Genomic DNA, 19,362 nt, shown 5'->3' with positions numbered 1-19,362 from the left:
CATGGCCGACGCGAACGACCCGTACGAGCTCGTCCCCACCGCCCCGGACGTCGAGGCCTACGTGCGGCTGCGTCGGGACTCGGGGCTGAGCCCGAAGACGCCCGAGCAGGCGGGGTACGCCCTCGCGAACAGCTGGGCGTTCGTCCACGTGCGGCACCGGCCGACCGGCGAGGTCGTCGCGATGGGGCGCGTGCTCGGCGACGGCGGCTGGTACTTCCACGTCGCCGACATGGCGACCCTGCCCGGTCACCAGCGGCAGGGCCTGGGGCGGCGGGTGCTCGGATGGTTGCTCGACCAGATCGCCGAGCGGGCGCCCGCCGACCCGTACGTCACCCTCATGGCGGACGCGCCCGGCCGTCCGCTCTACCGCAGCATGGGCTTCGTCGAGTCCGCGCCGCACAGCCTCGGGATGGTCCTGGCCGACCGGCCCTGAGTCCTCGGGCTGCCGGGTACGTCCCGGCGCGAGAGCATCGGACGATGGCGACCGACGGCGACATCCAGAAGACCATCAGCGACCTCATCGCCCGCGAGCGCGACCTGCGGGAACGACTCGGTAAGGGCGAGATCGACGCGAGCACCGAGCACGAGGAGCTCGCCGCGACGGAGACCCGGCTCGACCAGTGCTGGGACCTGCTGCGCCAGCGGCAGGCGGCGCGGGAGTTCGGCGGCGACCCGGACCAGGCGAAGGTCCGCCCCGCGGAGGTCGTGGAGCGCTACCGCGGGTAGAGCCGGGGGCGGGAACGTGGGGCCGGTGCGTCGAGAGCTCGATGCCCGTCCGAGGGCGCGCCCGTCACGCCTCCGCGGCCTCGAGCCGGCCCGACGCGACGGCGTCCAGGAAGGCGGCGTAGTCGCGGTCGTTCTGGTCCGCGTAGTCCGCGGCGAAGTCCGCGACCGCCCGGTCGAAGACGTCGCCGTGGCCGAGGTAGGCGGCGATCGCGACGCGGTCGCCGGAGCGGGCGTGCGCCCGCGCGAGCGCCTCTCCGCAGAGCCGGGCGTAGGCGCGCGCGCCCGCGGCGTCCATCGCCTCGACGTCCACCCCGCCCTTCCAGTCGTAGAGCTGGCGGAGGTAGTAGTCGCGGACCACGCCGTCGACGCCGGCGACGCGCTGCCAGCCGAGGAAGACGTCGCCGGCCGCCTGCATGAGCCGCTGCCCGCGCACCACCCGCTCGCCGTGGTTGTCGTACCGGCTCGGCGGCAGGAAGCGCTCCAGCACCGAACGCTCCGCCTGCTTGGCCTGCAGGACGAGGGTGTCCGTCTCGTCGCGGCCCCGCAGCAGCACCACCCACGCGCGCGTGCCGACGCTGCCGACGCCCACGACCTTGCGCGCCATGTGCACGTAGGAGAACTCCGCCATCGGGTGCCGCTCGGGCTGGAGCGTCGAGACGTACGACGCGATCAGGCGCCGCATCCAGTCCTCCGCCCGCTCCCGGTCGCGCGCGAGGGGTACGAGGTCCTCGACGGGGACGACGAGCGGCGGGCTGGCCGCGAACCGCGGCTCGCCGCCGACCACCTCGACGAGCTTGGCGGTCGCGCGCGTGCTGTCCTTCGTCCGGGCCTTCGCGAGGTCGGCCTCCAGCCGGTCGACCTGCTTGCGGCCGACCCGCTTCGCGCGGTGCTCGGCCTCCACCCAGGCCACGACACGGTCCGTGTCGAGCCGGTCGTACCACCCCTCGAGCACGCCCGACTCCCCCAGCCGCAGCATGCGCTCGCGGTAGGCCCGCACGACGGCGAGGTCGATGTCGCGACGCTGGTCGGCGTCGAACCCGCGGTGTCGGCCCGCCACCTCGACGCTGGCAGCCAGCCGCTTGACGTCCCACTCCCACGGGCCGGGGAGCGTCTCGTCGAAGTCGTTGATGTCGAACACCATCGCCCGTTCCGGCGTGCCGAAGACGCCGAAGTTCGACAGGTGCGCGTCGCCGCAGACCTGCGTGACGATCCCCGACACGGGGGTGCGGGCCAGGTCGGTCGCCATGAGGAGGGCCGCGCCCCGGTAGAAGGTGAACGGCGAGACCATCATCCGCCGGTGCCGGATCGGCACCAGCCCCGGTACCCGGGTGGTCTCCTGCTCCTCGAGCAGGGCGATCGGGTCGGGGCGGTCCGGCGGGGGCGTCCATCCCGCGTGGGACGACCTCGGGACGCGGCGGCGGGCGCTCCTGCCGTGCTCTGCGCGGCGCGCGAACTCGGTGGGCGGGGGCGGCGGCTCGGTGACCCCGGCCGTGCTCGCGCCCGTGTCCCGTCGGATACTCATGGGGCCACCTCCGCCACCTGGTCGGTCCTGGCCGCGTCCGCGCCGTGAGGAGCCGGGTTTCCAGCGTCACGCTGCCACCGAGCGCCCGCAGGACGAACGAGGGCGAAAGCGTGCCCGGGCCAGGAGGGCGGCAGCGAACGGCGCGTCGTGGCACCCCGGCGGGCGCGGGAGGACAGTGGGACGGGCACGCCCCCTTCACCCCGAGAGAGGTGCACACCGATGAAGAAGCTCCCCCGTCCGGCCACCACGAAGAACCCGCCCGAGCAGTTCACCGGCGACGTCTGGCTCGACCCGATCGCCACGCCGCAGGAGGCCGACCAGCGGATGGTCGTGGCGCTCGTGCGGTTCGCGCCCGCGGCGCGCACCGCGTGGCACTCGCACGCCCGCGGGCAGACGCTGCACGTCGTGTCCGGCGTGGCGCTCGTCGGCACGCGCGACGGTGTCGTCGCCGAGGTCCGGCCCGGCGAGACGGTGTACTGCCCGCCGGGGGAGGAGCACTGGCACGGCGCGTCGCCGGACGACTTCATGGAGCACCTGGCGATGCTCGAGAACGCCGACGACCCGGCGACCACGACCACGTGGCTCGAGCACGTCACGGACGAGGAGTACGCCGCCGCACCGTGGCTCGACGTCTGAGCGGCCCCTCAGATCAGCAGCGGCGCCAGGCCGAAGCCGATGGCGACGGCGGACGCGACGGCCACCAGCCCCGGCACCATGAACGAGTGGTTGAACAGGTACTTCCCGATGCGGGTGGTGCCCGTGTCGTCGAGCTCGATGGCGGCGACCACCGTGGTGTAGGTCGGCAGCAGGAACAGGCCGGTGACGGCGGGGAACGACGCGACCATCGTCGTCGCCGCCACGCCCATGCCGGCGGCCACGGGCATGAGGGCGATCGTCGTCGCCGCCTGCGAGTACAGCAGCGCGGACGCGAGCAGGAGCACGACGGCGAGCATCCACGGGTAGCGCTGGATGATGTCGCCGCCCAGCTCCTCGATCTCGGCGGTGTGGCCCTGCACGAACGTGTTGCCCAGCCACGCGACGCCGATGATGCAGACGGCGGCGCTCATGCCGCTGCGGAACGTCTGCTGCGTGATGACGGTGCTGACGTCGATCTTGCAGAGCAGGGCGATGAGCAGGCCCGCCAGCAGCATGAACGTCATGATGGCGCCGCTGCGCGTGATGGTCGGGTCCTCGATCAGCCCGACCGAGTCGGACACGGCCGTGGAGTAGAGCACGACGACGAGCAGCGCCGCCGCGAAGACGACCAGCGACAGCAGCGCCCGCGGCTTCGCGACGAACTCGGTGCGCTCGCGCCGCTTCACCAGCCCCTTCGCGAGCCGCTCCTGGTACACCGGGTCGTCCTGCAGCTCGACGCCCTGCCGGGACGCGACGACGGCGCCGACCATGCAGCCCACCAGCGTGGACACCCCCGCCACCGTGAGCAGGGTGAGGTAGTCGACGCCCAGCGGCTCGACGACGGCGGCCATCGCCACCACCGCCGCGGAGATGGGTGACGCCGCGATCGCCATCTGCGACGCCACCACCGCGATGGACAGCGGCCGCGACGGCCGCACGTTCGACTCCTTCGCCACCTCCGCGATCACCGGGAGCGTGGAGAAGGCGACCTGACCGGTGCCGGAGAACACCGTCATGACGTAGGTGACGAGCGGCGCGAGGAAGGTGATGCTGCGCGGGCGGGCGCGCAGCAGCACCTCCGTCTTCGCCACGAGGTAGTCCAGCCCGCCGGCGGCCTGCATCGCGGCGATGGCCGCGATGACGCACATGATGATGCCCAGCACGTCCCAGGGGACGCCCGTCGCCGGGTCGACCTCGAGCCCGAGCAGACCGAGGACGATGACGCCGGCGCCGCCCGCCAGCCCGATCCCGATCCCGCCGAGGCGCGCGCCGATGAAGACGAAGACCAGGACGACGGCGAACTGGAGGAGGATCACCGGGCGGCCTCACCCTCCTCGTCGGGGGCGTCGTCGTGCTCGTGCTCCGGGTCGGACGGCGCGCCCGTCGCGTCGTCGGACTCCACGACGCGCGAGGAGTCGCCCTCCTCGCCCAGCGGCGGGATGCCGCGCTCGTCCGGCGCGTAGAAGCGGCCGCTGTAGCGCGGGTGCAGGAAGTTCTCGGTGGTGAGGATCGAGTCGACCTCCTCGGCGGTGAGCAGGCCCCGCGCGACGACGACGTCGCGCACCGAGGCGCCGGTGCGGGCGGCCTCCTTGCCGACGAGGTCGCCGTTGTGGTGCCCGATCACCTCGTTGAGGTACGTGACGATGCCGATGGAGCCGAGCACGTGCTGGCGCATCACGTCGGCGTTGGCCGTGATCCCCACGACGCACTTGGTGCGCAGCGCGTCGCACGCGTTGGTGAGCAGCCGGATCGACTCGAACACGGACTCCGCCAGGACGGGCTCCATGACGTTGAGCTGGAGCTGCCCGGCCTCGGCGGCGTGCGTGATGGTGACGTCGTTGCCCATCACCTTGAAGCACACCTGGTTGACCACCTCGGGGATCACCGGGTTCACCTTGGCCGGCATGATCGACGAGCCGGCCTGCAGCTCGGGCAGGTTGATCTCGTTGAGCCCTGCGCGCGGCCCGGAGGACAGCAGGCGCAGGTCGTTGCAGATCTTCGACAGCTTGGCCGCGAGCCGCTTCACCGCGGAGTGCACGGCCAGGTACGCGCCGTTGTCGTACGTGGCCTCGACGAGGTTCTCCGCCGGCACGGTGCCGAGACCGCTGACCTCCGCGAGCCGCCGCGCCGCGACCTTCGGGTAGCCGGGCGGGGTGTTGAGGCCCGTGCCGATCGCCGTCGCGCCCAGGTTCACCTCGAGCAGCAGGTCGGCCGCGTTCCGCAGGCGCTTGACCTCCTCGGCGACGTTCACCGAGAACCCGGCGAACTCCTGCCCCAGGCTCATCGGCACCGCGTCCTGCAGCTGGGTGCGGCCCATCTTCGGCAGGTCCGCGAACTCCGACGCCTTCTCGTCGAACGCCCGCGACAGCCGCCGCACGGCCACCACGAGCGACTCGGTCAGGGCGTGGACGGCCAGGCGGAACCCGGTGGGGTAGGCGTCGTTCGTGGACTGGGACTTGTTGACGTGGTCGTTCGGGTTGATGACGTCGTAGCGGCCCTTGGGGAAGCCGGACAGCTCCAGCGCGAGGTTCGCGACGACCTCGTTGGTGTTCATGTTGACGCTGGTGCCCGCGCCGCCCTGGAACACGTCGATCGGGAACTGGTCCATGCACCTGCCCTTGACCAGCACCTCGTCGCACGCGCCGATGATGGCGTCCGCGACGTCCCGCTGGATGGCGCGCAGCTCCCGGTTCGCGAGCGCCGCCGCCTTCTTCACCATCACCATGCCGCGGATCATCTCGGGCACGTCGTTGATGGTCGTTCCCGAGATGGGGAAGTTCTCGATCGCCCGGACGGTGTGGATCCCGTAGTACGCCTGCGCAGGGACCTCCTTCGGTCCGAGCAGGTCTTCCTCGACGCGCACGTCAGCCGTGGGTTCAGCCATGGGGCAGACGCTAGCAACGGGGGCAGCCCGACGCCGCGCCAGTGCCGCCGTCCCCGCGCAGAATGGCCGGAGGAGCGCCGGAGCGAAGGAGTCGCCATGACCTACCAGATCGGCTACATCGTCGGGAGCCTCGCCCAGGGATCGATCAACCGCACGCTGTCGCGGGCGCTCGTCCGCCTGGCCCCCGCGGACCTCGAGTTCACGGAGATCCCCATCGGGGGCCTCCCGCTCTACAGCTGGGACTACGACGCCGACTACCCGCCCGAGGGCCGGGCCTTCAAGGCGGCGGTCGAGGCGTCGGACGGGCTGCTCGTCGTGTCGCCGGAGTACAACCGCTCGATCCCGGGCGCGCTGAAGAACGCCATCGACTGGGGCTCCCGCCCGTGGGGGCAGAACTCCTTCGCGCGCAAGCCCGTCGGCATCATCGGAGCCTCCCCGGGCGGGATCGGCACCGCCGTCATGCAGTCGTCGATGCGTGCCGTCCTCAGCTTCCTCGACGCGCCGCAGCTCAACTCCCCGGAGGCGTACATCACCTACGTCGCCGACGACTTCGGCCCCGACGGCGAGGTGACGAACGAGAGCACCGCGGGCTTCCTGCGGCACTACATGGACGAGTACTGCGCGTTCGTGCAGCGCGTGCTCGCCGTCACCGCGCCCGGGCACATCGGCGACAGCGACCCGGCGTCGGCCAAGTAGCCGGTCGAGCACGTCCCCCCGCGCGGGGGGACGGGATCTCCCCCGCTCGGCGGTGGTGGGCGGGGCGGCCCAGCGGCCATGATCGTCGCCATGGCCTCGACCGTCGCCCCGACGCACGCTCCCCGGCCCGCCCGCGCGTGGGTCGCCCCCGCGCCGATGGCCGCGCTGCTCGGCCTCTTCCTCCTGGCGTCGCCGCTGCAGGTGGAGGACGCGCCGCTCGCCGTCGAGCAGCCGGACGGCACCTGGGACATCCCCGCGGGGACGCCGTACCTGGTGAACACGTCCTGGCCGGAGAGCGGGTACTTCCTGTGGTTCGTGGCCTGGGCCGCCGGCCTGAGCTGCGTGACCGCCGTCCTCGTCTGCCGCCGTCGCCCCGTCCTCGCCACGCTCCTGGCGGCCTGGCCGTTCGTGACGATCCCGCTGCTGGGGACGTTCGTGTGGGGGTGGTGGCTCGCCCTGCTGATGATCACGTGCCTGGTGGTCCAGGACTCGTGGCGCCGCGCCGTCGTGCCGCTCGTGGCCACCCTCGCCGGCGCCTGGCTCTACGCGCTCACCAACGTGCCCGCGGCGCTCCCGATCGGCCCGGTGAACGCCGGCAGCTACGACGGCGCGCCCTCGCCCGCGGCGGGGGCGATCTACACGGTGGCCGTCGGGCTCGTCGTCGGGGTCGCCGCCGTCGTCCGGGTGGTGCGCGCGTCGTCGCGGCGCTCGCGGGCGGCGGCCGCGACCGAGCGGCACGCGCTGGAGGTGGAGTCCGTCGCCGTCGAGCGCGCGCGCCTCGCCCGCGACCTGCACGACGTCGTCGCGCACCACGTGTCGCTCGTGGCCGTGCGGGCGGAGTCGGCCCCCTACACGTACCCGGACCTGGGCGACGACGCCCGCCGCGTGCTCGCCGACATCGCCGGGGACGCACGCCAGGCGCTCGGCGAGCTGCGCCAGGTGCTCGCCGTGCTGCAGCGCACCGACGGCGGCACCCGGGCGCCGCAGCCGACGGCCTGCGACATCGCGGGCCTCGTCGAGCAGGCCCGGGCCGCGGGCCAGGACGTCACGCTGACCGGGGAGTGCGAGGACGTGCCCGCCGCGCAGGGCTACGTGCTCTACCGGGCCGCGCAGGAGGCGCTGACGAACGCCCGGCGTCACGCGCCCGGCGCGCCGACGACGATCACGCTCGCGCTCGTGTCGGACGTCGCCGGGCTGCGGGTCACCAACCCGGTCGACCACCCGGCAGGGCCGGGCGACGTCGTGCCCGGGGGCGGGCTGATCGGCATGCGGGAGCGGGTCGAGGCGCTCGGCGGCGTCGTGACGGCGGAGCGGGAGGGGGCGGCGTTCGTGCTCGTCGTCAGCCTGCCGGTCGGTCCGCGCGAGCCGTCCCCTGCCGTCCCGCGCGACGCGGCGGGCGTCTCATGACCCGGGTCGTCGTCGCCGACGACCAGCCGGTCGTGCTGCACGGGTTCGCCGCGATCCTCGGCTCCGCCCCCGACCTGGAGATCGTGGGGACGGTGGGCGACGGGGGCGCACTGCTCGACGTCGTCGCCCGCACCGAGCCGGACGTGGCGGTCGTCGACGTCCGGATGCCGGTGCTGGACGGCATCGCCGCGACCGCCCGGATCGCGGTCGACCACCCCGGCACCCGCGTGCTGGTCCTCACGACCTTCGACCTCGACGAGTACGTGTACTACGCCCTGCGGTCCGGGGCGAGCGGGTTCCTGCTCAAGGACGTCACGGCGGAGCGGCTCATCGAGGGCGTCCGCCTCGTCGCGGACGGGTCGATGCTGCTCGGGCCCCAGGTCACACGCCGGCTGGTGGACGACTTCGCGCACCGGGCCGCGGCGCCCCGCCGTGAGGTGCCCGGGCTGGGCTCCCTCACGCCGCGGGAGCACGACGTCCTGCTCGCCGTCGCGCGCGGCCTGTCGAACGCGGAGATCGCCGACGCCCTGTTCATCGGGGAGCAGACCGTCAAGTCGTACGTGTCGGAGGTGCTGCGCAAGCTCGGGCGCCGCGACCGCGTGCAGCTCGTCATCGCGGCGTACGAGAGCGGTCTGGTCGGGCGGTCGTGAGAGGCTGGCGTCGTGCGCGCGGACGTGTGGCTGTGGGCGGTGCGGCTCTTCAAGAGCCGGTCGTCGTCGGCCGCCCTGCTCCGGTCGGGGCGGGTGCGGGTGAACGGCACGGTGGCCAAGCCGTCGACGTCCGTCACCGTGGGCGACACCGTCACCTGGCGTGACCCGCTCCGCGACCGCAAGGTCGTCGTCGTCGAGCTGCTGCCCAAGCGGGTGGGCGCCCCGTTGGCGGTCAAGGCGTACCGCGACGAGAGCCCGCCGATGCCTACCCGCCAGGAGCGCGAGGCCGTCGGCGTCCGCGACCGCGGCGCAGGCCGGCCCACCAAGCGCGAGCGCCGCGAGATCGACCGCCTGCGCGGCGGCCACCGCTGACCCCCGACCTGTCAGGACCACGTGCACATCTTCATGTTCCTGGCCCTGACCGGTCGGCGGGTGGGCCCGGTAGCGTGCGGGAGATGACCAGCTCCCCTGACCACGACGACCACGCCGACCGCATCGCCGCGCTCCTGCGCGAGCACCCCGTCTGGGACGGGCACAACGACCTGCCGTGGGAGGCCCGCGACCAGGTCGCGTACGACTGGGCGCGGCTGGACGTCGAGGCCGGCACCGAGGGCCGCACGCACACCGACGTGCCGCGGCTGCGGGCCGGGGGAGTGGGCGCCCAGTTCTGGTCCGTCTACGTGCCGTCGAACCTGCCCGGCAGCGCGGCGGTCACGGCGACGCTCGAGCAGATCGACGCGGTGCACCGGATGGTCGCGCGCTGGCCGGAGCACTTCCGCCTCGCGACGAGCGCCGACGACGTCGTGGCCGCGTGGGCGGAGGGCCGCATCGCGTCGCTCATGGGCGCGGAGGGCGGGCAGTCCATCGACTCGTCGATGGGCGCGCTCCGCATGCTGTACGAGCTGGGCGTGCGCTACATGACGCTCACGCACAACCACCACAACCCGTGGGCGGAGTCCGCCACCGACGACCGGCCCGCGGACGGGCGCTTCGATCCGGGCCGGTTCGAGAACGCGGGCCTGACGCCGTTCGGCCGCGAGGTGGTGCGCGAGATGAACCGGCTGGGCATGCTCGTCGACCTGTCGCACGTCTCGGCGGGCACGATGCGCGCCGCCCTGGACGTCTCCGAGGCCCCGGTGATCTTCTCGCACAGCTCCGCGCGCGCCGTCTGCGACGTCCCGCGCAACGTGCCCGACGACGTGCTCGCGCGCCTCGCGGACAACGGGGGCGTGTGCATGGTGACGTTCGTGCCGAGCTTCGTCACCCCGGCCATCGGCGAGTGGCGGGCGCAGGCCGGTGAGGCCGCGCGGGCCGCCGGTATCGCGCCGAACGACTACGCCGAGTTCGACCGGTTCTCCACCGCCTGGGCCGAGACGCACCCCAAGCCGCCGACGACGCTCGACGACGTCGTCGCGCACGTCGAGCACGTGCGCGAGGTCGCGGGCGCGGCGCACGTCGGCCTGGGCGGCGACTACGACGGCGCCGGCGGCTTCGCGGACGAGCTGCGCGACGTCTCCGGCTACCCGGCCCTGCTGGCGGCGCTGGCGGACCGCGGCTGGTCGGACGCCGACCTCGGCGCGCTCACCAGCGGCAACGTGCTGCGCACGCTGCGCGGGGCGGAGGACGTCGCGGCCCGGCTGCGGGCGGAGCGGGAGCCCAGCGTGGCGCGCCTCGAGGACCTCGACGGCGGCTCCTGACGGTTGCCCGCGACGGCTGCCCGGCCGAGGGGGTGCCGAAGGGCTAGCGTGAGGCCATGACCGGCGCGCCCGTGCGGGTGTTCCTCGTCGACGACCACGAGGTGGTGCGCCGCGGCGTCGCCGACCTGCTCGGCATGGAGGCCGACCTCGAGGTCGTCGGCACCGCCGGGACGGCGGCCGAGGCCCTCGCGCGGGTCCCTGCCGTGCGGCCGGACGTCGTCGTCCTCGACGTGCGCCTGCCCGACGGCGACGGGGTCACCGTCTGCCGGGAGCTGCGGTCGCGCACCGACGTGGCGGTCCTCATGCTCACGTCGTTCGACGACGACCAGTCGCTCTTCGACGCGATCCTCGCCGGGGCGTCCGGCTACGTGCTCAAGCAGGTGCGCGGCACCGACCTGGTCGCGGGCATCCGGACCGTGGCGGCGGGCGGCTCCATGCTGGACCCGCGGGCCACGGGCCGGGTGATGGCGCGGCTGCGTGAGAAGACCGAGGCCGACGACCCTCTCGGCGAGCTCACCCCCCAGGAACGGCGCATCCTGGTCCTCATCGGCGAGGGCATGACGAACCGGCAGATCGGCGCCGAGCTGTTCGTCGCCGAGAAGACGGTGAAGAACTACGTGTCCAGCCTCCTGGCGAAGCTGGGCCTCGAGCGCCGGGTGCAGGCGGCGGTCCTCGCGGCGCGGCTCGATCAGCTCGGCCAGCCGGACGACTCCGAGAGACCGTCCGCCTCCTGACCCGGGGCGGCGACGCTGCTGCGACCGGGCACGAGGGGTACCCGCCAGCGCAGCGCCGTGCCGCCGGCCCGGCCCGGCTGCACCTCGAACGACCCGCCGAGCTCCGACGCGCGGCGGGAGAGGTTCGCGAGCCCGCTGCGAGGCGCGTCGGCGGCGATCCCGACGCCGTCGTCGACGACCGTCAGGAGGAGGTCGCCGTCGGCGCGCAGCCCGACCCGCACCCGCGTGGCGCGCGCGTGCCGCGCCGCGTTCGACAGGCTCTCCCGCAGCACGGCCACGAGGTGCGCCGCAACGGTGGACGGCACCTGGGCGTCGATCGGCCCCTCGAACCGGACGGTCGGGGCGAAGCCGAGCGCGTGGGTCGCGGCGTCGGCCTCCGCCAGGAGGAGCGAGCGTGTGCCGACCCGGTGCGGGAGGTCGCCGCCCGGGTCGCGCAGCCCGCGGATCGTGGTGCGGATCAGGTCGATCGTCTCGTCGATCTGGTCGATCGCCGACCCGACCCGGCCGGCCGTCTCCCGGATCTCCTCCGGGTCCAGCGGGCCGGGGGCGGCGAGGCGGCGGTCGACGGTCTGCAGGGAGAGCCCGGTCGCGTACAGGCGCTGGACCGCCAGGTCGTGCAGGTCGCGCGCGATGCGGTCGCGGTCGCGCACCACGGCGAGCCGGGCCGCGTCCGCGCGCCGCTCGGCCAGCTCGAGCGCGACGGCTGCCTGGTTCGCGAACGCCCCCAGCGCCTCGACGACGACGGTCGGGAAGGGGTCGGCGCCGCGCACGCGCCCGACGACGAGGACGCCGCGCGCCCGTCGCCCGCGGCCCACGAGGGGGAAGGCGGCGACCGGGCCGAGCGTGCCGTCCGGGTGCAGGGCGACGTCGGCGCGGTCGTCGGTGGTGGCGTCGGCGGTGACGACGGGCCGCCCGTCGACGAACGCCATCGCGCTGAACGAGCGCGGCGGGCTCAGCACCTGTCCGCGCAGGCTCTCCGCCCGGATCCCGACCGCCGAGCGGACCACGAGGGCGGGGAGCTCCCGGGCCGGGTCGTCGTCCACCGGCACGGCGATCCCGGCCGTGTCGGCTGCGGACACGCTGATCGCCTCTGCCGCGACGAGGTCGAGCACGCTGTCCGGGTCCTCGCCCGACAGCAGGCGCCGCGCGATCTCGTCGTCGGCCCGCAGCCACCGCTCCCGCAGCCGCGTCTCCTCGTAGAGGCGCGCGTTCTCGACGGCGAAGCTCGCGGCGGTCGCGAATCCCTCCAGGAGCCGCTGGTCGTCCTCGGTGAACTGCCCGCCGCCGTGCTTCTCGGTGAGGTAGAGGTTGCCGAACGGCTCCCCGTGCACCTGGAGCGGCACGCCGAGGAAGCTGCGCATGGGCGGGTGGTGCGGCGGGAACCCGACCGAGCGCGGGTCCGCCGCGATCTCCGGGAGCCGCAGCGGGACGGGGTGCCGGATGAGCTCGCCGAGGAGGCCGTGCCCCGTCGGGTACGGCCCGACGGCGCGGATCTCCTCCTCGGACATGCCGACGGTGAGGAACCGGGCGATCCGCCCCGCGTCCCCGAGCACGCCGAGGGCGGCGTAGCGGGCGTCGACGACCGCGGCGGCGGCCTGCACCACCCGGTGCAGCGTCGTCTCCAGCTCGAGACCGCGCCCGACGGACACGACGGCGTCCAGAAGGACGTCCATGTCCCGCTCCCGGCGACCCTGCCGCGGACTCACGGCACACAGGGTAGGAGCACTGCCAGTTGCACGCGCGTTGTCCCGGTCGTCCGGATCGGGACCATCGGCCGGGCCGTCGGGGCGTTCGGCACTGCCGGACGCCCCGACGCGCGTGGCCCACTGGTGCGGTCGGAGGGGGACGCCATGGCGATCAGCAGCGTGGACGGACTGGTCCGGGACGTCGTCGTGGGTGTCGACGGCTCGGAGGGCGGCTACCACGCGATGGCGTGGGCGGCCGGCGAGGCCGTGCGCCTGGCGGCTCGGCTCGTCGTCGTGCACGCCTACGCCCAGCCGGTCGGCGTCGGGCTGGTGGCGGCACGCGGGCCGGACCCGAGGGTCGAGGCAGAGGCGCTGGTCGCCCGGGCCCGGGTCAGGTACGAGCGCACCGCACCGGCGCGGACGACCGGCGCGGCGCCCGGCGGGGTCGAGCTCGTGGCCGTGCGCGGCGACGCCTGCGCCGTCCTCGTGCAGCACGCCCGCCGCGGCGCCGTCGTGGTGGTGGGGCGCCGGGGCGTCGGCACGTTCGACCGCGTCCCCATGGGCTCGATCTCGTCCACCGTGGCGGCGCTGGCTCCCGGCACGGTGGTCGTCGTGCCGCGGGCCGCCCGCGCCCTGGAGCCGCGCCGCGTCGTCGTCGCCGTCGACCCCCGTGAGTCCTCCGACCGGGTGCTCGAGGCAGGGTTCGACGAGGCCGACCGCGCCGGCGTGGCGCTCACGGCGGCGCACTCCGCCGACGAGGGGATGTTCGCGGGCGTCACCGACGGCGACCTGGCGTGGCTGGAGCGGCTGCGGGCCGAGGCGCGGGCCGACCTCGAGGCCCGGGTCGCGCGGTGGGGGGAGAAGTACCCCGCCGTCGACTGGACGGTCGAGACGCGCGGCGGCGTCGCGCCGGGCGCGCTGCTCGCCGCGCTGCGGTCGGACGACCTGGTGGTGACCAGCGGTCGCGCCGCCTCGCTGCAGGTCGGCCGCGCGCGCGGCGGGACCGACCGGATCGTGCGCCACGCGCCGTGCGCCGTGGCGGTGGTGCACGACTAGCTTGCCGCCGCGCGCCCGTCGACTCCCCCGGCGGGCCGCGGCGGCAGGAACCCGAGCGGCCGGGGGAGGTACGGGGTCCCGGGCGCTCAGGCGCTGAGGGAACGCTGCGACCAGCTGGTGCCGAGCGCGCGCAGGACGTCGCTCGGGTCGCGCCGTGTCGCGTCGGTGTATGCGCGCAGGGACATCACCGACGCGGTGAGCATGGTGGTGATCACCTCGCGCGCGAGGCGGGGGTCGACGCTCGCCTCGTCGAGCAGCTCCTGCACGACGCGCGAGCGGATGCCGAGGTCGGGCTCCGAGCACGCCGTGAGCAGGGCGATCGTCAGCGAGCCGGCGTCCGTGCCGGGGGTGCCTTCGCCGGCACCGGTGCTGTCAGTACCCATGGCGTCCCCCTCCGCGGCCCGACGGGTTCCGGTCTACCGCACGGGACGACGTCGCGCACCCCGGACGGGCTTGCGGCGCGCCGAGGGCAGGCGCAAGGATGCGCGCGATGATCCCCTCGCCCGCGCAGCGCCGACGTGCCGCGCCGCACCTGCTGCCCGCCCTCCTCGGCGTCGGCCTGACCGGCGCCCTCCTGCTGGCCGGGCCGGTCGCCGTCGCCGACGAAGGGCTCACGGAGGAGTCGCACAGCCGGTACGTGCTGCGGGCGAAGGACACCGAGCTGCGGGCCACGACGACCACCACCATCGGCAACGTCACGCCCGACCGCGGGCTGACGTACTACTACTTCACGAGCTACTCGATCGCCGTGCCGGCCGGCGCCGAGGACGTGCGCGCGACGAGCGGTGGCGCCGCCCTGCCGGTGCGGCTCGAGGCGACCGAGGACCCGAGCACCCGGTACGCCGTGGCGACGTTCGCGCCGCTGCGGTACGGACAGACGCGCACCATCGAGTGGAGCTTCGTCGTCCCGGGCGAGCCCGTGCGCTCGAAGGACTACACGCGCGTGGGAGACGGCTTCGCGACGTTCGCGGCGTCGGGCGTGGGGGACGTCGGCCGGACCACGGTCGAGGTGGTGCTGCCGGCGTCGATGACGTTCGACGCGACGTCCGACGCGTTCCGGTCGGAGCGGGACGGGAAGACCGTCACGTACACGGCGACGGAGAACACGGACAAGGACGGCATCTGGGCGGTCGTGTCGGCGCGCGACCCGAAGAAGGCGGACGAGAAGGACGTCGAGGTGGGCGGCACGACGCTCACCCTGCAGAGCTTCCCGGGCGACGAGAAGTGGACCGGCTTCGTGGCGAAGCGGCTGCGGCAGGGCCTGCCGGTGCTGGAGGACCTCGTCGGGCGGCCGTGGCCCGGCGGGCTCGACACGATCCGCGAGGACGTGTCGCCCAAGGTGCTGGGGTACGCGTGGTTCGACCCGGACAAGGACGAGATCGTCATCCCGGAGGACCTCGACTCCGCGACGCTCTACCACGAGCTCGGGCACGCCTGGCTGAACCCGGACCGCCTCACGGAGCGGTGGCTGTCCGAGGGGGTGACGGAGGTGGTGGCGCAGCGCGTCGTGGAGCGGACGGGCGCGTCGAGCGACCCGTGGTCGACGCCCGACCGCCACGCCGACGTCGCCGTGCCCCTGTCGGCCTGGGACGCGCACCCGGGCGAGCTGGACGCGGACGCCGAGCAGTACGGGTACGCGGCGTCGTACACCGTGGTGCGGAAGCTGCTGGGCGGGCTCGACGACGACGCGTTCACCGCGGTGGTCTCGGCGGCCCAGGCGGGGGAGAGCGCGTACGAGCGCCCGGGCTCCATGGAGGAGAACGGCGGCCGGACCGACTGGCGGCGCTTCCTCGACCTGGTGGAGGAACGGGGCGGCGTCTCCGGTGCCCCGAAGGTGCTGCGCACGTGGGTGCTCGACGCCGAGCAGAAGGCCGTGCTCGAGCCCCGGGCCGCCGCGCGGAAGGCGTACGCGGCCCTGGACGAGGCCGACGGCGCCTGGGCGCCGCCGCTCGGGCTGCGCACGGCCATGACCCGCTGGGAGTTCGGCGAGGCGAAGGACGTGCGGTCCGCCCTCGACGGCGCGGCACGGGACGCCGGCGCCGTCCAGGCCGCCGCGGAGGAGGCCGGGCTGGGCGTCCCCGCGGCGGTGCGCGCGGCCTACGAGGGCGCGTCCGACGCCGACGCCTACGCGGAGCTCGCCACCCTGCTGCCCCGGGCCGCCGAGGTGACGACGCGCGTCGGCGCGGCCGTCCGCGCGTCGGACGCGGACCGCGACCCGGTGACGGAGCTGGGGGCGCTGGTGCTCGGCGTCGACCGGTCGGCCGAGCGGGCGCGGGACGACCTCGCCGCCGGCGACCTGGACGCGGCGGCCGAGCGCGCGGGCGCCGCGTCGGACCGGGCCGGGCTCTCGACGGCCGCCGGTGCCGGCCTGGTCGTGCTGGTGCTGGCGGCGGCCGGCGGGATGGCCGCGCTCGTGGTGCGCCGTCGACGTCGGTCCGCGGCCGTAGACCCGGCGGCCGCGGACCGTGCCGCAGCGGGGTCAGTCGTCGTGGAGGATGCGCTGGAAGAGGGCGTGATCCTGCCAACGGCCGGCGATCCGGAGGTAGGACGGCGCGGTGCCGATGCGGTCGAAACCGGTCCGCGCGAGCACCTTCTGTGACGCCGCGTTGCGCAGCAGGGTCGCCGCCTGGACGCGGTGCAGGCCCAGGTCGTCGCGGGCGTGCGCGCACGCGGCCTCGACGGCCGCGGTCATGACGCCGCGCCCGGCGAGCGCGGCGTCGACCCAGTAGCCCAGGTGGGCGTTGCGGAACGCCCCGAGCACGATGTCGGACAGGTTCACGCGGCCGACGACCTCGCCGTCGCGCTCGAGCACGAGCGGCACCGACCGGCCGTCCTCGTGCGACCGCAGTTCCGTGGCGACGAGCGCGGCCTGCCGGTCGCCGTCGTAGAACTCCGGCGGCCGCACGGGCTCCCACGGCTCGAGGTGCGTGCGGTTGCGGGTGTACGCGGCCGCGAGCGCCGGGCCGTCGTCGGGGCGCAGCAGGCGCAGGGCGACGCCGGCGGGCAGCGGGGCGCCGGACGGGGTCGAGGGCGTTCCGGTCGCGGGCACGACGGCGAGCCTAGCCCCGGGCCTGGGCCCGCAGTGCCGCGAGCGCGGACCGCACCTCGTCGGCGACCGGGCGGGCCTGCCCGGAGGCGATCCACGCCTCGAACCCGACGCGGAACGCGCCCACGCCGGCCTCGGCGACCATCGAGGCGTCGGGTTCCGGGACCCCGCGGTCGCGCAGGGCTGCCGCGGCGGCGTCGCGCAGCGCGGCGAGCTTGAGGAGCTCCCGCTCCTGGAGGCGCGGGGTCACGGCGATGACGGCGGCGCGGCGGGCGGCGAACTCGCGGCGCTCCTCGAGGACCTCGACGGCGGTGGCGACGGCCTCGCCGACGACGTCGAGGGGGTCGTCGGCGGCGGGCGCGGCGGTGATCGCCGCCCCGACGGCCGCCTCGAGCTCGTGCCCGCCGTCGAACAGCACCTCGCGCTTGTCGGCGAAGTGCCGGAAGTACGTGCGCTCGGTGACGCCGGCGCGCTCGGCGATCTGCGCGGTCGTGGTCTGCTCGAACCCCTGCTCGGCGTAGAGGTCGAGCGCGGCGCGCGTCATGCGCCCGCGCGCGTCGGGTTCCCATCGGGCCATGGTGGACAGTCTAGTGATGACAGTTGCTGACATGCAGGTGTAGCGTGGTTGATGTCAGCAACTGACATCACGGGCCGCGCTGCGGCCCACGAGAGGAGAACCCATGCGCGTCTTCGTCACCGGAGCCTCCGGCTGGATCGGCTCCCACACCGTTCCCCACCTGATCGCCGCCGGGCACGACGTCGTCGGCCTCGGCTACTCGGACGACTCCGCGCGCCGGGTCGAGGCCCTGGGTGCGACCGTCCATCGCGGCGGGCTCGACGACCTGGAGAGCCTGCGCGCCGGCGCCAAGGACGCCGACGCCGTCGTGCACCTGGCCTTCAAGCATGACTTCGACGACTACGTGGGTGCCGGCCGCGTCGAGCGCGCCGCCGTCGCGACCTTCGTCGACGAGCTGGCGGGCAGCGGCCGCGCGCTCCTGCTGGCCTCCGGCCTGGTCGGGACCCCGGGCGTGAGGATGACCGAGAACGACAGGTCCGTGTTCTCCGGCCCGGACGCCCCGCGCGGCGGCTCCGAGGGCCTGGCCCTCGACGCCGCGGACCGCGGCGTGCGGTCGGTGGCGCTGCGGTTCTCGGCCACCGTGCACGGGGTGGGAGACCACGGCTTCACGGCCGTGCTGACGCGGATCGCGCGCGAACGGGGGGTCTCCGGCTACGTCGGCGACGGGTCGGGCCGGTGGCCCGCCGTCCACGTCGACGACGCCGGGCGCCTCGTCGCGCTCGCGGTCGACAAGGCGTCCGCGGGGTCCGCGGTGCACGCCGTCGCCGAGGAGGGCGTGCCCTCCCGCGAGATCGCGGAGGCGATCGGCCGCGCCGTGGGGGTGCCCGCCGTCTCCGTCGACCCGGCGGACTCGGCCGCACACTTCGGCTGGCTCAGCCGGTTCTGGGGCATGGACGCCGTCGCGTCGAGCGCGATCACCCGCGAGCGGCTGGGCTGGGAGCCCGTCGGCCCGACCCTGGTCGAGGACCTTGCCGCCGGCGCCTACGACCACGTGGCGCGCGGCTGACTCGGCGGCGTCAGCCCTGCCGGTCCTCGTCCGCCAGCCGCGGCTCGGTGCGCAGCGCCGGGCGCAGGCCCGCCTTGTCGGCGTAGAACGCGCGGATGTCGTCCATGTCGGCGCGCACGTCGCCGGTGAGGCGGAGGGTGGGGCCGAGGCCGGTCGTCATCGTGGTGCGGTCGACGTACCCGAGCGTCACCGGCAGGTCCGCGGCCCGGGCGATGCGGTAGAAGCCGGACTTCCACCCGTCGCCCGACCGCGTGCCCTCGGGCGTGACGACGAGGTGGAACACCTCGCCGGCGCGGACGTGGGCGAGCACGTCGTCGACCACGCGGCTGGGGTCGCGACGGTCCACGGGGATGCCGCCCAGCGCGCGCATGAGCGGACCGCGCCAGCCGGCGAACAGGGTGTGCTTGCCCAGCCAGCGCACGTCCAGGCCGAGCCGCCACGCGATGGCGAGCATGAGGACGAAGTCCCAGTTGGACGTGTGCGGCGCGCCCACCAGCACGCCCGCCTGCGCCGGGGCGGGCTCGCTGCGCAGGGTCCAGCGGCTGAGCCGCCAGTAGGTGCCGGCGAGCGCCCGCCGCAGGGTTCTGAGCATCGGGCGACTCTACCGGCCCGTCTGGCAGAACCCGTGTCGGAGGGCCGCGCCATGCTGCCGGGATGAGCGAGCACGGCGTCCACCACACCATCGACTACCTCGAGCTGCCGGTGACCGACCTCGCGGCGGCCCGGGAGTTCTACGCCGCGGCCTTCGGCTGGGAGTTCGTCTCCTACGGGCCGGGGTACGCGGGCATCCGCACGGCCGCGGAGCAGGCGCCTGCCGAGGCGGGCGGGCTGCGCCTCGCGGAGGCCGCCGACGTCTCCCGGGGCGGGCCGTTCGTCCTGCTGTACTCCGACGACCTCGACGCGACGCTGGCCGGCGTGACGGCCGCGGGGGGTCGGGTGGTCGAGGGCCCGTACGAGTTCCCCGGCGGCCGCCGCTTCCACTTCCTCGACCCCAGCGGCAACGAGCTCGGGGTGTGGGCGACGGCCTGACCAGGCACTGG

The 19,362-nt window shown here is 74.8% G+C and carries 20 protein-coding genes and 1 pseudogene; 13 read left to right on the top strand and 8 right to left on the bottom strand.

Going from position 1 to position 19,362, the window contains the following annotated elements; all coding sequences use genetic code 11:
- Position 1: 1 nt before the first annotated feature.
- Entirely contained in the window at positions 2-433 is a 432-nt protein-coding gene (locus tag ACFWEK_RS00205) for a GNAT family N-acetyltransferase (protein ID WP_430545940.1), read from the top strand.
- A 44-nt stretch (positions 434-477) separates the two neighbouring features.
- Positions 478-726, top strand: coding sequence for a DUF2630 family protein (locus ACFWEK_RS00200; protein WP_430545941.1), 249 nt, complete (start codon positions 478-480; stop codon positions 724-726).
- A gap of 64 nt (positions 727-790) precedes the next feature.
- Here the strand turns inward: ACFWEK_RS00200 and ACFWEK_RS00195 are convergent, their stop codons facing one another.
- Positions 791-2,248, bottom strand: a complete 1,458-nt coding sequence (locus tag ACFWEK_RS00195) for a DUF2252 domain-containing protein (RefSeq protein WP_430545942.1) — start codon at positions 2,246-2,248, stop codon at positions 791-793.
- 219 nt (positions 2,249-2,467) lie between these two features.
- On the opposite strand from ACFWEK_RS00195, the gene ACFWEK_RS00190 reads away from it, so the two are divergent.
- Positions 2,468-2,884 (top strand): cupin domain-containing protein, encoded by a 417-nt coding sequence (locus ACFWEK_RS00190; protein ID WP_430545943.1) that lies wholly within the window; start codon positions 2,468-2,470, stop codon positions 2,882-2,884.
- A gap of 8 nt (positions 2,885-2,892) precedes the next feature.
- Here the strand turns inward: ACFWEK_RS00190 and ACFWEK_RS00185 are convergent, their stop codons facing one another.
- Positions 2,893-4,200 carry an anaerobic C4-dicarboxylate transporter gene (locus tag ACFWEK_RS00185; RefSeq protein ID WP_430552678.1) on the bottom strand — a complete coding sequence of 436 codons (1,308 nt, stop codon included), beginning with the start codon at positions 4,198-4,200 and terminating at the stop codon, positions 2,893-2,895.
- 134 nt (positions 4,201-4,334) lie between these two features.
- Positions 4,335-5,768 (bottom strand): annotated as a pseudogene (gene aspA / locus ACFWEK_RS00180) (aspartate ammonia-lyase); the annotation flags it as partial.
- Between the two features lie 96 nt (positions 5,769-5,864).
- Between aspA and ACFWEK_RS00175 the strand changes: the two are divergent.
- The 6 genes from ACFWEK_RS00175 to ACFWEK_RS00150 all read left to right on the top strand — a co-directional run bounded on the left by ACFWEK_RS00175 (position 5,865) and on the right by ACFWEK_RS00150 (position 10,952).
- Entirely contained in the window at positions 5,865-6,464 is a 600-nt protein-coding gene (locus tag ACFWEK_RS00175) for an NADPH-dependent FMN reductase (protein ID WP_430545945.1), read from the top strand.
- A 90-nt stretch (positions 6,465-6,554) separates the two neighbouring features.
- Positions 6,555-7,871, top strand: coding sequence for a sensor histidine kinase (locus ACFWEK_RS00170; RefSeq protein ID WP_430552677.1), 1,317 nt, complete (start codon positions 6,555-6,557; stop codon positions 7,869-7,871).
- Positions 7,868-8,521, top strand: coding sequence for a response regulator (locus ACFWEK_RS00165; RefSeq protein ID WP_430552676.1), 654 nt, complete (start codon positions 7,868-7,870; stop codon positions 8,519-8,521). Before ACFWEK_RS00170 ends, ACFWEK_RS00165 begins: the two co-directional genes overlap by 4 nt.
- 12 nt (positions 8,522-8,533) lie before the next feature.
- On the top strand, positions 8,534-8,893 hold the full coding sequence (locus tag ACFWEK_RS00160) for an RNA-binding S4 domain-containing protein (protein ID WP_430552675.1): 360 nt from the start codon (positions 8,534-8,536) through the stop codon (positions 8,891-8,893).
- An 83-nt stretch (positions 8,894-8,976) separates the two neighbouring features.
- A complete protein-coding gene (locus ACFWEK_RS00155; RefSeq protein ID WP_430552674.1) occupies positions 8,977-10,218 on the top strand; it encodes a dipeptidase in 1,242 nt (413 codons plus the stop codon).
- Positions 10,219-10,274: 56 nt separating this feature from the next.
- Positions 10,275-10,952, top strand: a complete 678-nt coding sequence (locus tag ACFWEK_RS00150; RefSeq protein WP_430545950.1) for a response regulator — start codon at positions 10,275-10,277, stop codon at positions 10,950-10,952.
- Here the strand turns inward: ACFWEK_RS00150 and ACFWEK_RS00145 are convergent.
- Positions 10,907-12,625 carry a GAF domain-containing protein gene (locus tag ACFWEK_RS00145; RefSeq protein WP_430552673.1) on the bottom strand — a complete coding sequence of 573 codons (1,719 nt, stop codon included), beginning with the start codon at positions 12,623-12,625 and terminating at the stop codon, positions 10,907-10,909. The genes ACFWEK_RS00150 and ACFWEK_RS00145 overlap by 46 nt on opposite strands.
- Before the next feature lie 177 nt (positions 12,626-12,802).
- Here ACFWEK_RS00145 and ACFWEK_RS00140 point away from each other — a divergent pair, with 177 nt between their 5' ends.
- Positions 12,803-13,693, top strand: coding sequence for a universal stress protein (locus tag ACFWEK_RS00140; protein WP_430552672.1), 891 nt, complete (start codon positions 12,803-12,805; stop codon positions 13,691-13,693).
- Between the two features lie 86 nt (positions 13,694-13,779).
- On the opposite strand, the gene ACFWEK_RS00135 is transcribed toward ACFWEK_RS00140, so the two are convergent.
- Positions 13,780-14,076, bottom strand: a complete 297-nt coding sequence (locus tag ACFWEK_RS00135; protein ID WP_430545953.1) for a hypothetical protein — start codon at positions 14,074-14,076, stop codon at positions 13,780-13,782.
- A gap of 107 nt (positions 14,077-14,183) precedes the next feature.
- Between ACFWEK_RS00135 and ACFWEK_RS00130 the strand changes: the two genes are divergently transcribed.
- The gene (locus ACFWEK_RS00130) at positions 14,184-16,292 is read left to right on the top strand and encodes a hypothetical protein (protein ID WP_430552671.1); all 2,109 of its coding nucleotides are present in this window, start codon (positions 14,184-14,186) and stop codon (positions 16,290-16,292) included.
- Here the strand turns inward: ACFWEK_RS00130 and ACFWEK_RS00125 are convergent.
- Both ACFWEK_RS00125 and ACFWEK_RS00120 read right to left on the bottom strand, forming a co-directional pair.
- Positions 16,173-16,742, bottom strand: a complete 570-nt coding sequence (locus ACFWEK_RS00125; protein WP_430545955.1) for a GNAT family N-acetyltransferase — start codon at positions 16,740-16,742, stop codon at positions 16,173-16,175. The two genes, ACFWEK_RS00130 and ACFWEK_RS00125, sit on opposite strands and share 120 nt — an antisense overlap.
- Positions 16,743-16,752: 10 nt before the next feature.
- On the bottom strand, positions 16,753-17,316 hold the full coding sequence (locus ACFWEK_RS00120; RefSeq protein WP_430545956.1) for a TetR/AcrR family transcriptional regulator: 564 nt from the start codon (positions 17,314-17,316) through the stop codon (positions 16,753-16,755).
- A 103-nt stretch (positions 17,317-17,419) separates the two neighbouring features.
- On the opposite strand from ACFWEK_RS00120, the gene ACFWEK_RS00115 reads away from it, so the two are divergent.
- Positions 17,420-18,322, top strand: a complete 903-nt coding sequence (locus ACFWEK_RS00115; RefSeq protein ID WP_430545957.1) for an SDR family oxidoreductase — start codon at positions 17,420-17,422, stop codon at positions 18,320-18,322.
- Positions 18,323-18,332: 10 nt separating this feature from the next.
- On the opposite strand, the gene ACFWEK_RS00110 is transcribed toward ACFWEK_RS00115, so the two are convergent.
- Entirely contained in the window at positions 18,333-18,914 is a 582-nt protein-coding gene (locus tag ACFWEK_RS00110; protein ID WP_430545958.1) for a 1-acyl-sn-glycerol-3-phosphate acyltransferase, read from the bottom strand.
- A 62-nt stretch (positions 18,915-18,976) separates the two neighbouring features.
- On the opposite strand from ACFWEK_RS00110, the gene ACFWEK_RS00105 reads away from it, so the two are divergent.
- Positions 18,977-19,351, top strand: coding sequence for a VOC family protein (locus ACFWEK_RS00105; RefSeq protein ID WP_430552670.1), 375 nt, complete (start codon positions 18,977-18,979; stop codon positions 19,349-19,351).
- The last annotated feature ends 11 nt before the right edge of the window (positions 19,352-19,362 follow it).

The organism is Isoptericola sp. NPDC060257 (assembly GCF_042726645.1).
GTDB classification, from domain to species: Bacteria; Actinomycetota; Actinomycetes; order Actinomycetales; family Cellulomonadaceae; genus Isoptericola; species Isoptericola nanjingensis.
The sequence above is the reverse complement of the archived record's forward strand: the minus strand, read 5'-3'. Positions and strand labels throughout refer to the sequence as shown.

What these genes read in the sequence shown, in the direction of transcription:
- ACFWEK_RS00205 (WP_430545940.1), top strand. Translation starts at nt 2, where the DNA reads ATGGCCGACGCGAACGACCCGTACGAGCTCGTCCCCACCGCCCCGGAC.
- ACFWEK_RS00200 (WP_430545941.1), top strand. Translation starts at nt 478, where the DNA reads ATGGCGACCGACGGCGACATCCAGAAGACCATCAGCGACCTCATCGCC.
- ACFWEK_RS00195 (WP_430545942.1), bottom strand. Translation starts at nt 2,248, where the DNA reads ATGAGTATCCGACGGGACACGGGCGCGAGCACGGCCGGGGTCACCGAG.
- ACFWEK_RS00190 (WP_430545943.1), top strand. Translation starts at nt 2,468, where the DNA reads ATGAAGAAGCTCCCCCGTCCGGCCACCACGAAGAACCCGCCCGAGCAG.
- ACFWEK_RS00175 (WP_430545945.1), top strand. Translation starts at nt 5,865, where the DNA reads ATGACCTACCAGATCGGCTACATCGTCGGGAGCCTCGCCCAGGGATCG.
- ACFWEK_RS00170 (WP_430552677.1), top strand. Translation starts at nt 6,555, where the DNA reads ATGGCCTCGACCGTCGCCCCGACGCACGCTCCCCGGCCCGCCCGCGCG.
- ACFWEK_RS00165 (WP_430552676.1), top strand. Translation starts at nt 7,868, where the DNA reads ATGACCCGGGTCGTCGTCGCCGACGACCAGCCGGTCGTGCTGCACGGG.
- ACFWEK_RS00155 (WP_430552674.1), top strand. Translation starts at nt 8,977, where the DNA reads ATGACCAGCTCCCCTGACCACGACGACCACGCCGACCGCATCGCCGCG.
- ACFWEK_RS00150 (WP_430545950.1), top strand. Translation starts at nt 10,275, where the DNA reads ATGACCGGCGCGCCCGTGCGGGTGTTCCTCGTCGACGACCACGAGGTG.
- ACFWEK_RS00145 (WP_430552673.1), bottom strand. Translation starts at nt 12,625, where the DNA reads ATGGACGTCCTTCTGGACGCCGTCGTGTCCGTCGGGCGCGGTCTCGAG.
- ACFWEK_RS00140 (WP_430552672.1), top strand. Translation starts at nt 12,803, where the DNA reads ATGGCGATCAGCAGCGTGGACGGACTGGTCCGGGACGTCGTCGTGGGT.
- ACFWEK_RS00135 (WP_430545953.1), bottom strand. Translation starts at nt 14,076, where the DNA reads ATGGGTACTGACAGCACCGGTGCCGGCGAAGGCACCCCCGGCACGGAC.
- ACFWEK_RS00130 (WP_430552671.1), top strand. Translation starts at nt 14,184, where the DNA reads ATGATCCCCTCGCCCGCGCAGCGCCGACGTGCCGCGCCGCACCTGCTG.
- ACFWEK_RS00120 (WP_430545956.1), bottom strand. Translation starts at nt 17,316, where the DNA reads ATGGCCCGATGGGAACCCGACGCGCGCGGGCGCATGACGCGCGCCGCG.
- ACFWEK_RS00115 (WP_430545957.1), top strand. Translation starts at nt 17,420, where the DNA reads ATGCGCGTCTTCGTCACCGGAGCCTCCGGCTGGATCGGCTCCCACACC.
- ACFWEK_RS00110 (WP_430545958.1), bottom strand. Translation starts at nt 18,914, where the DNA reads ATGCTCAGAACCCTGCGGCGGGCGCTCGCCGGCACCTACTGGCGGCTC.
- ACFWEK_RS00105 (WP_430552670.1), top strand. Translation starts at nt 18,977, where the DNA reads ATGAGCGAGCACGGCGTCCACCACACCATCGACTACCTCGAGCTGCCG.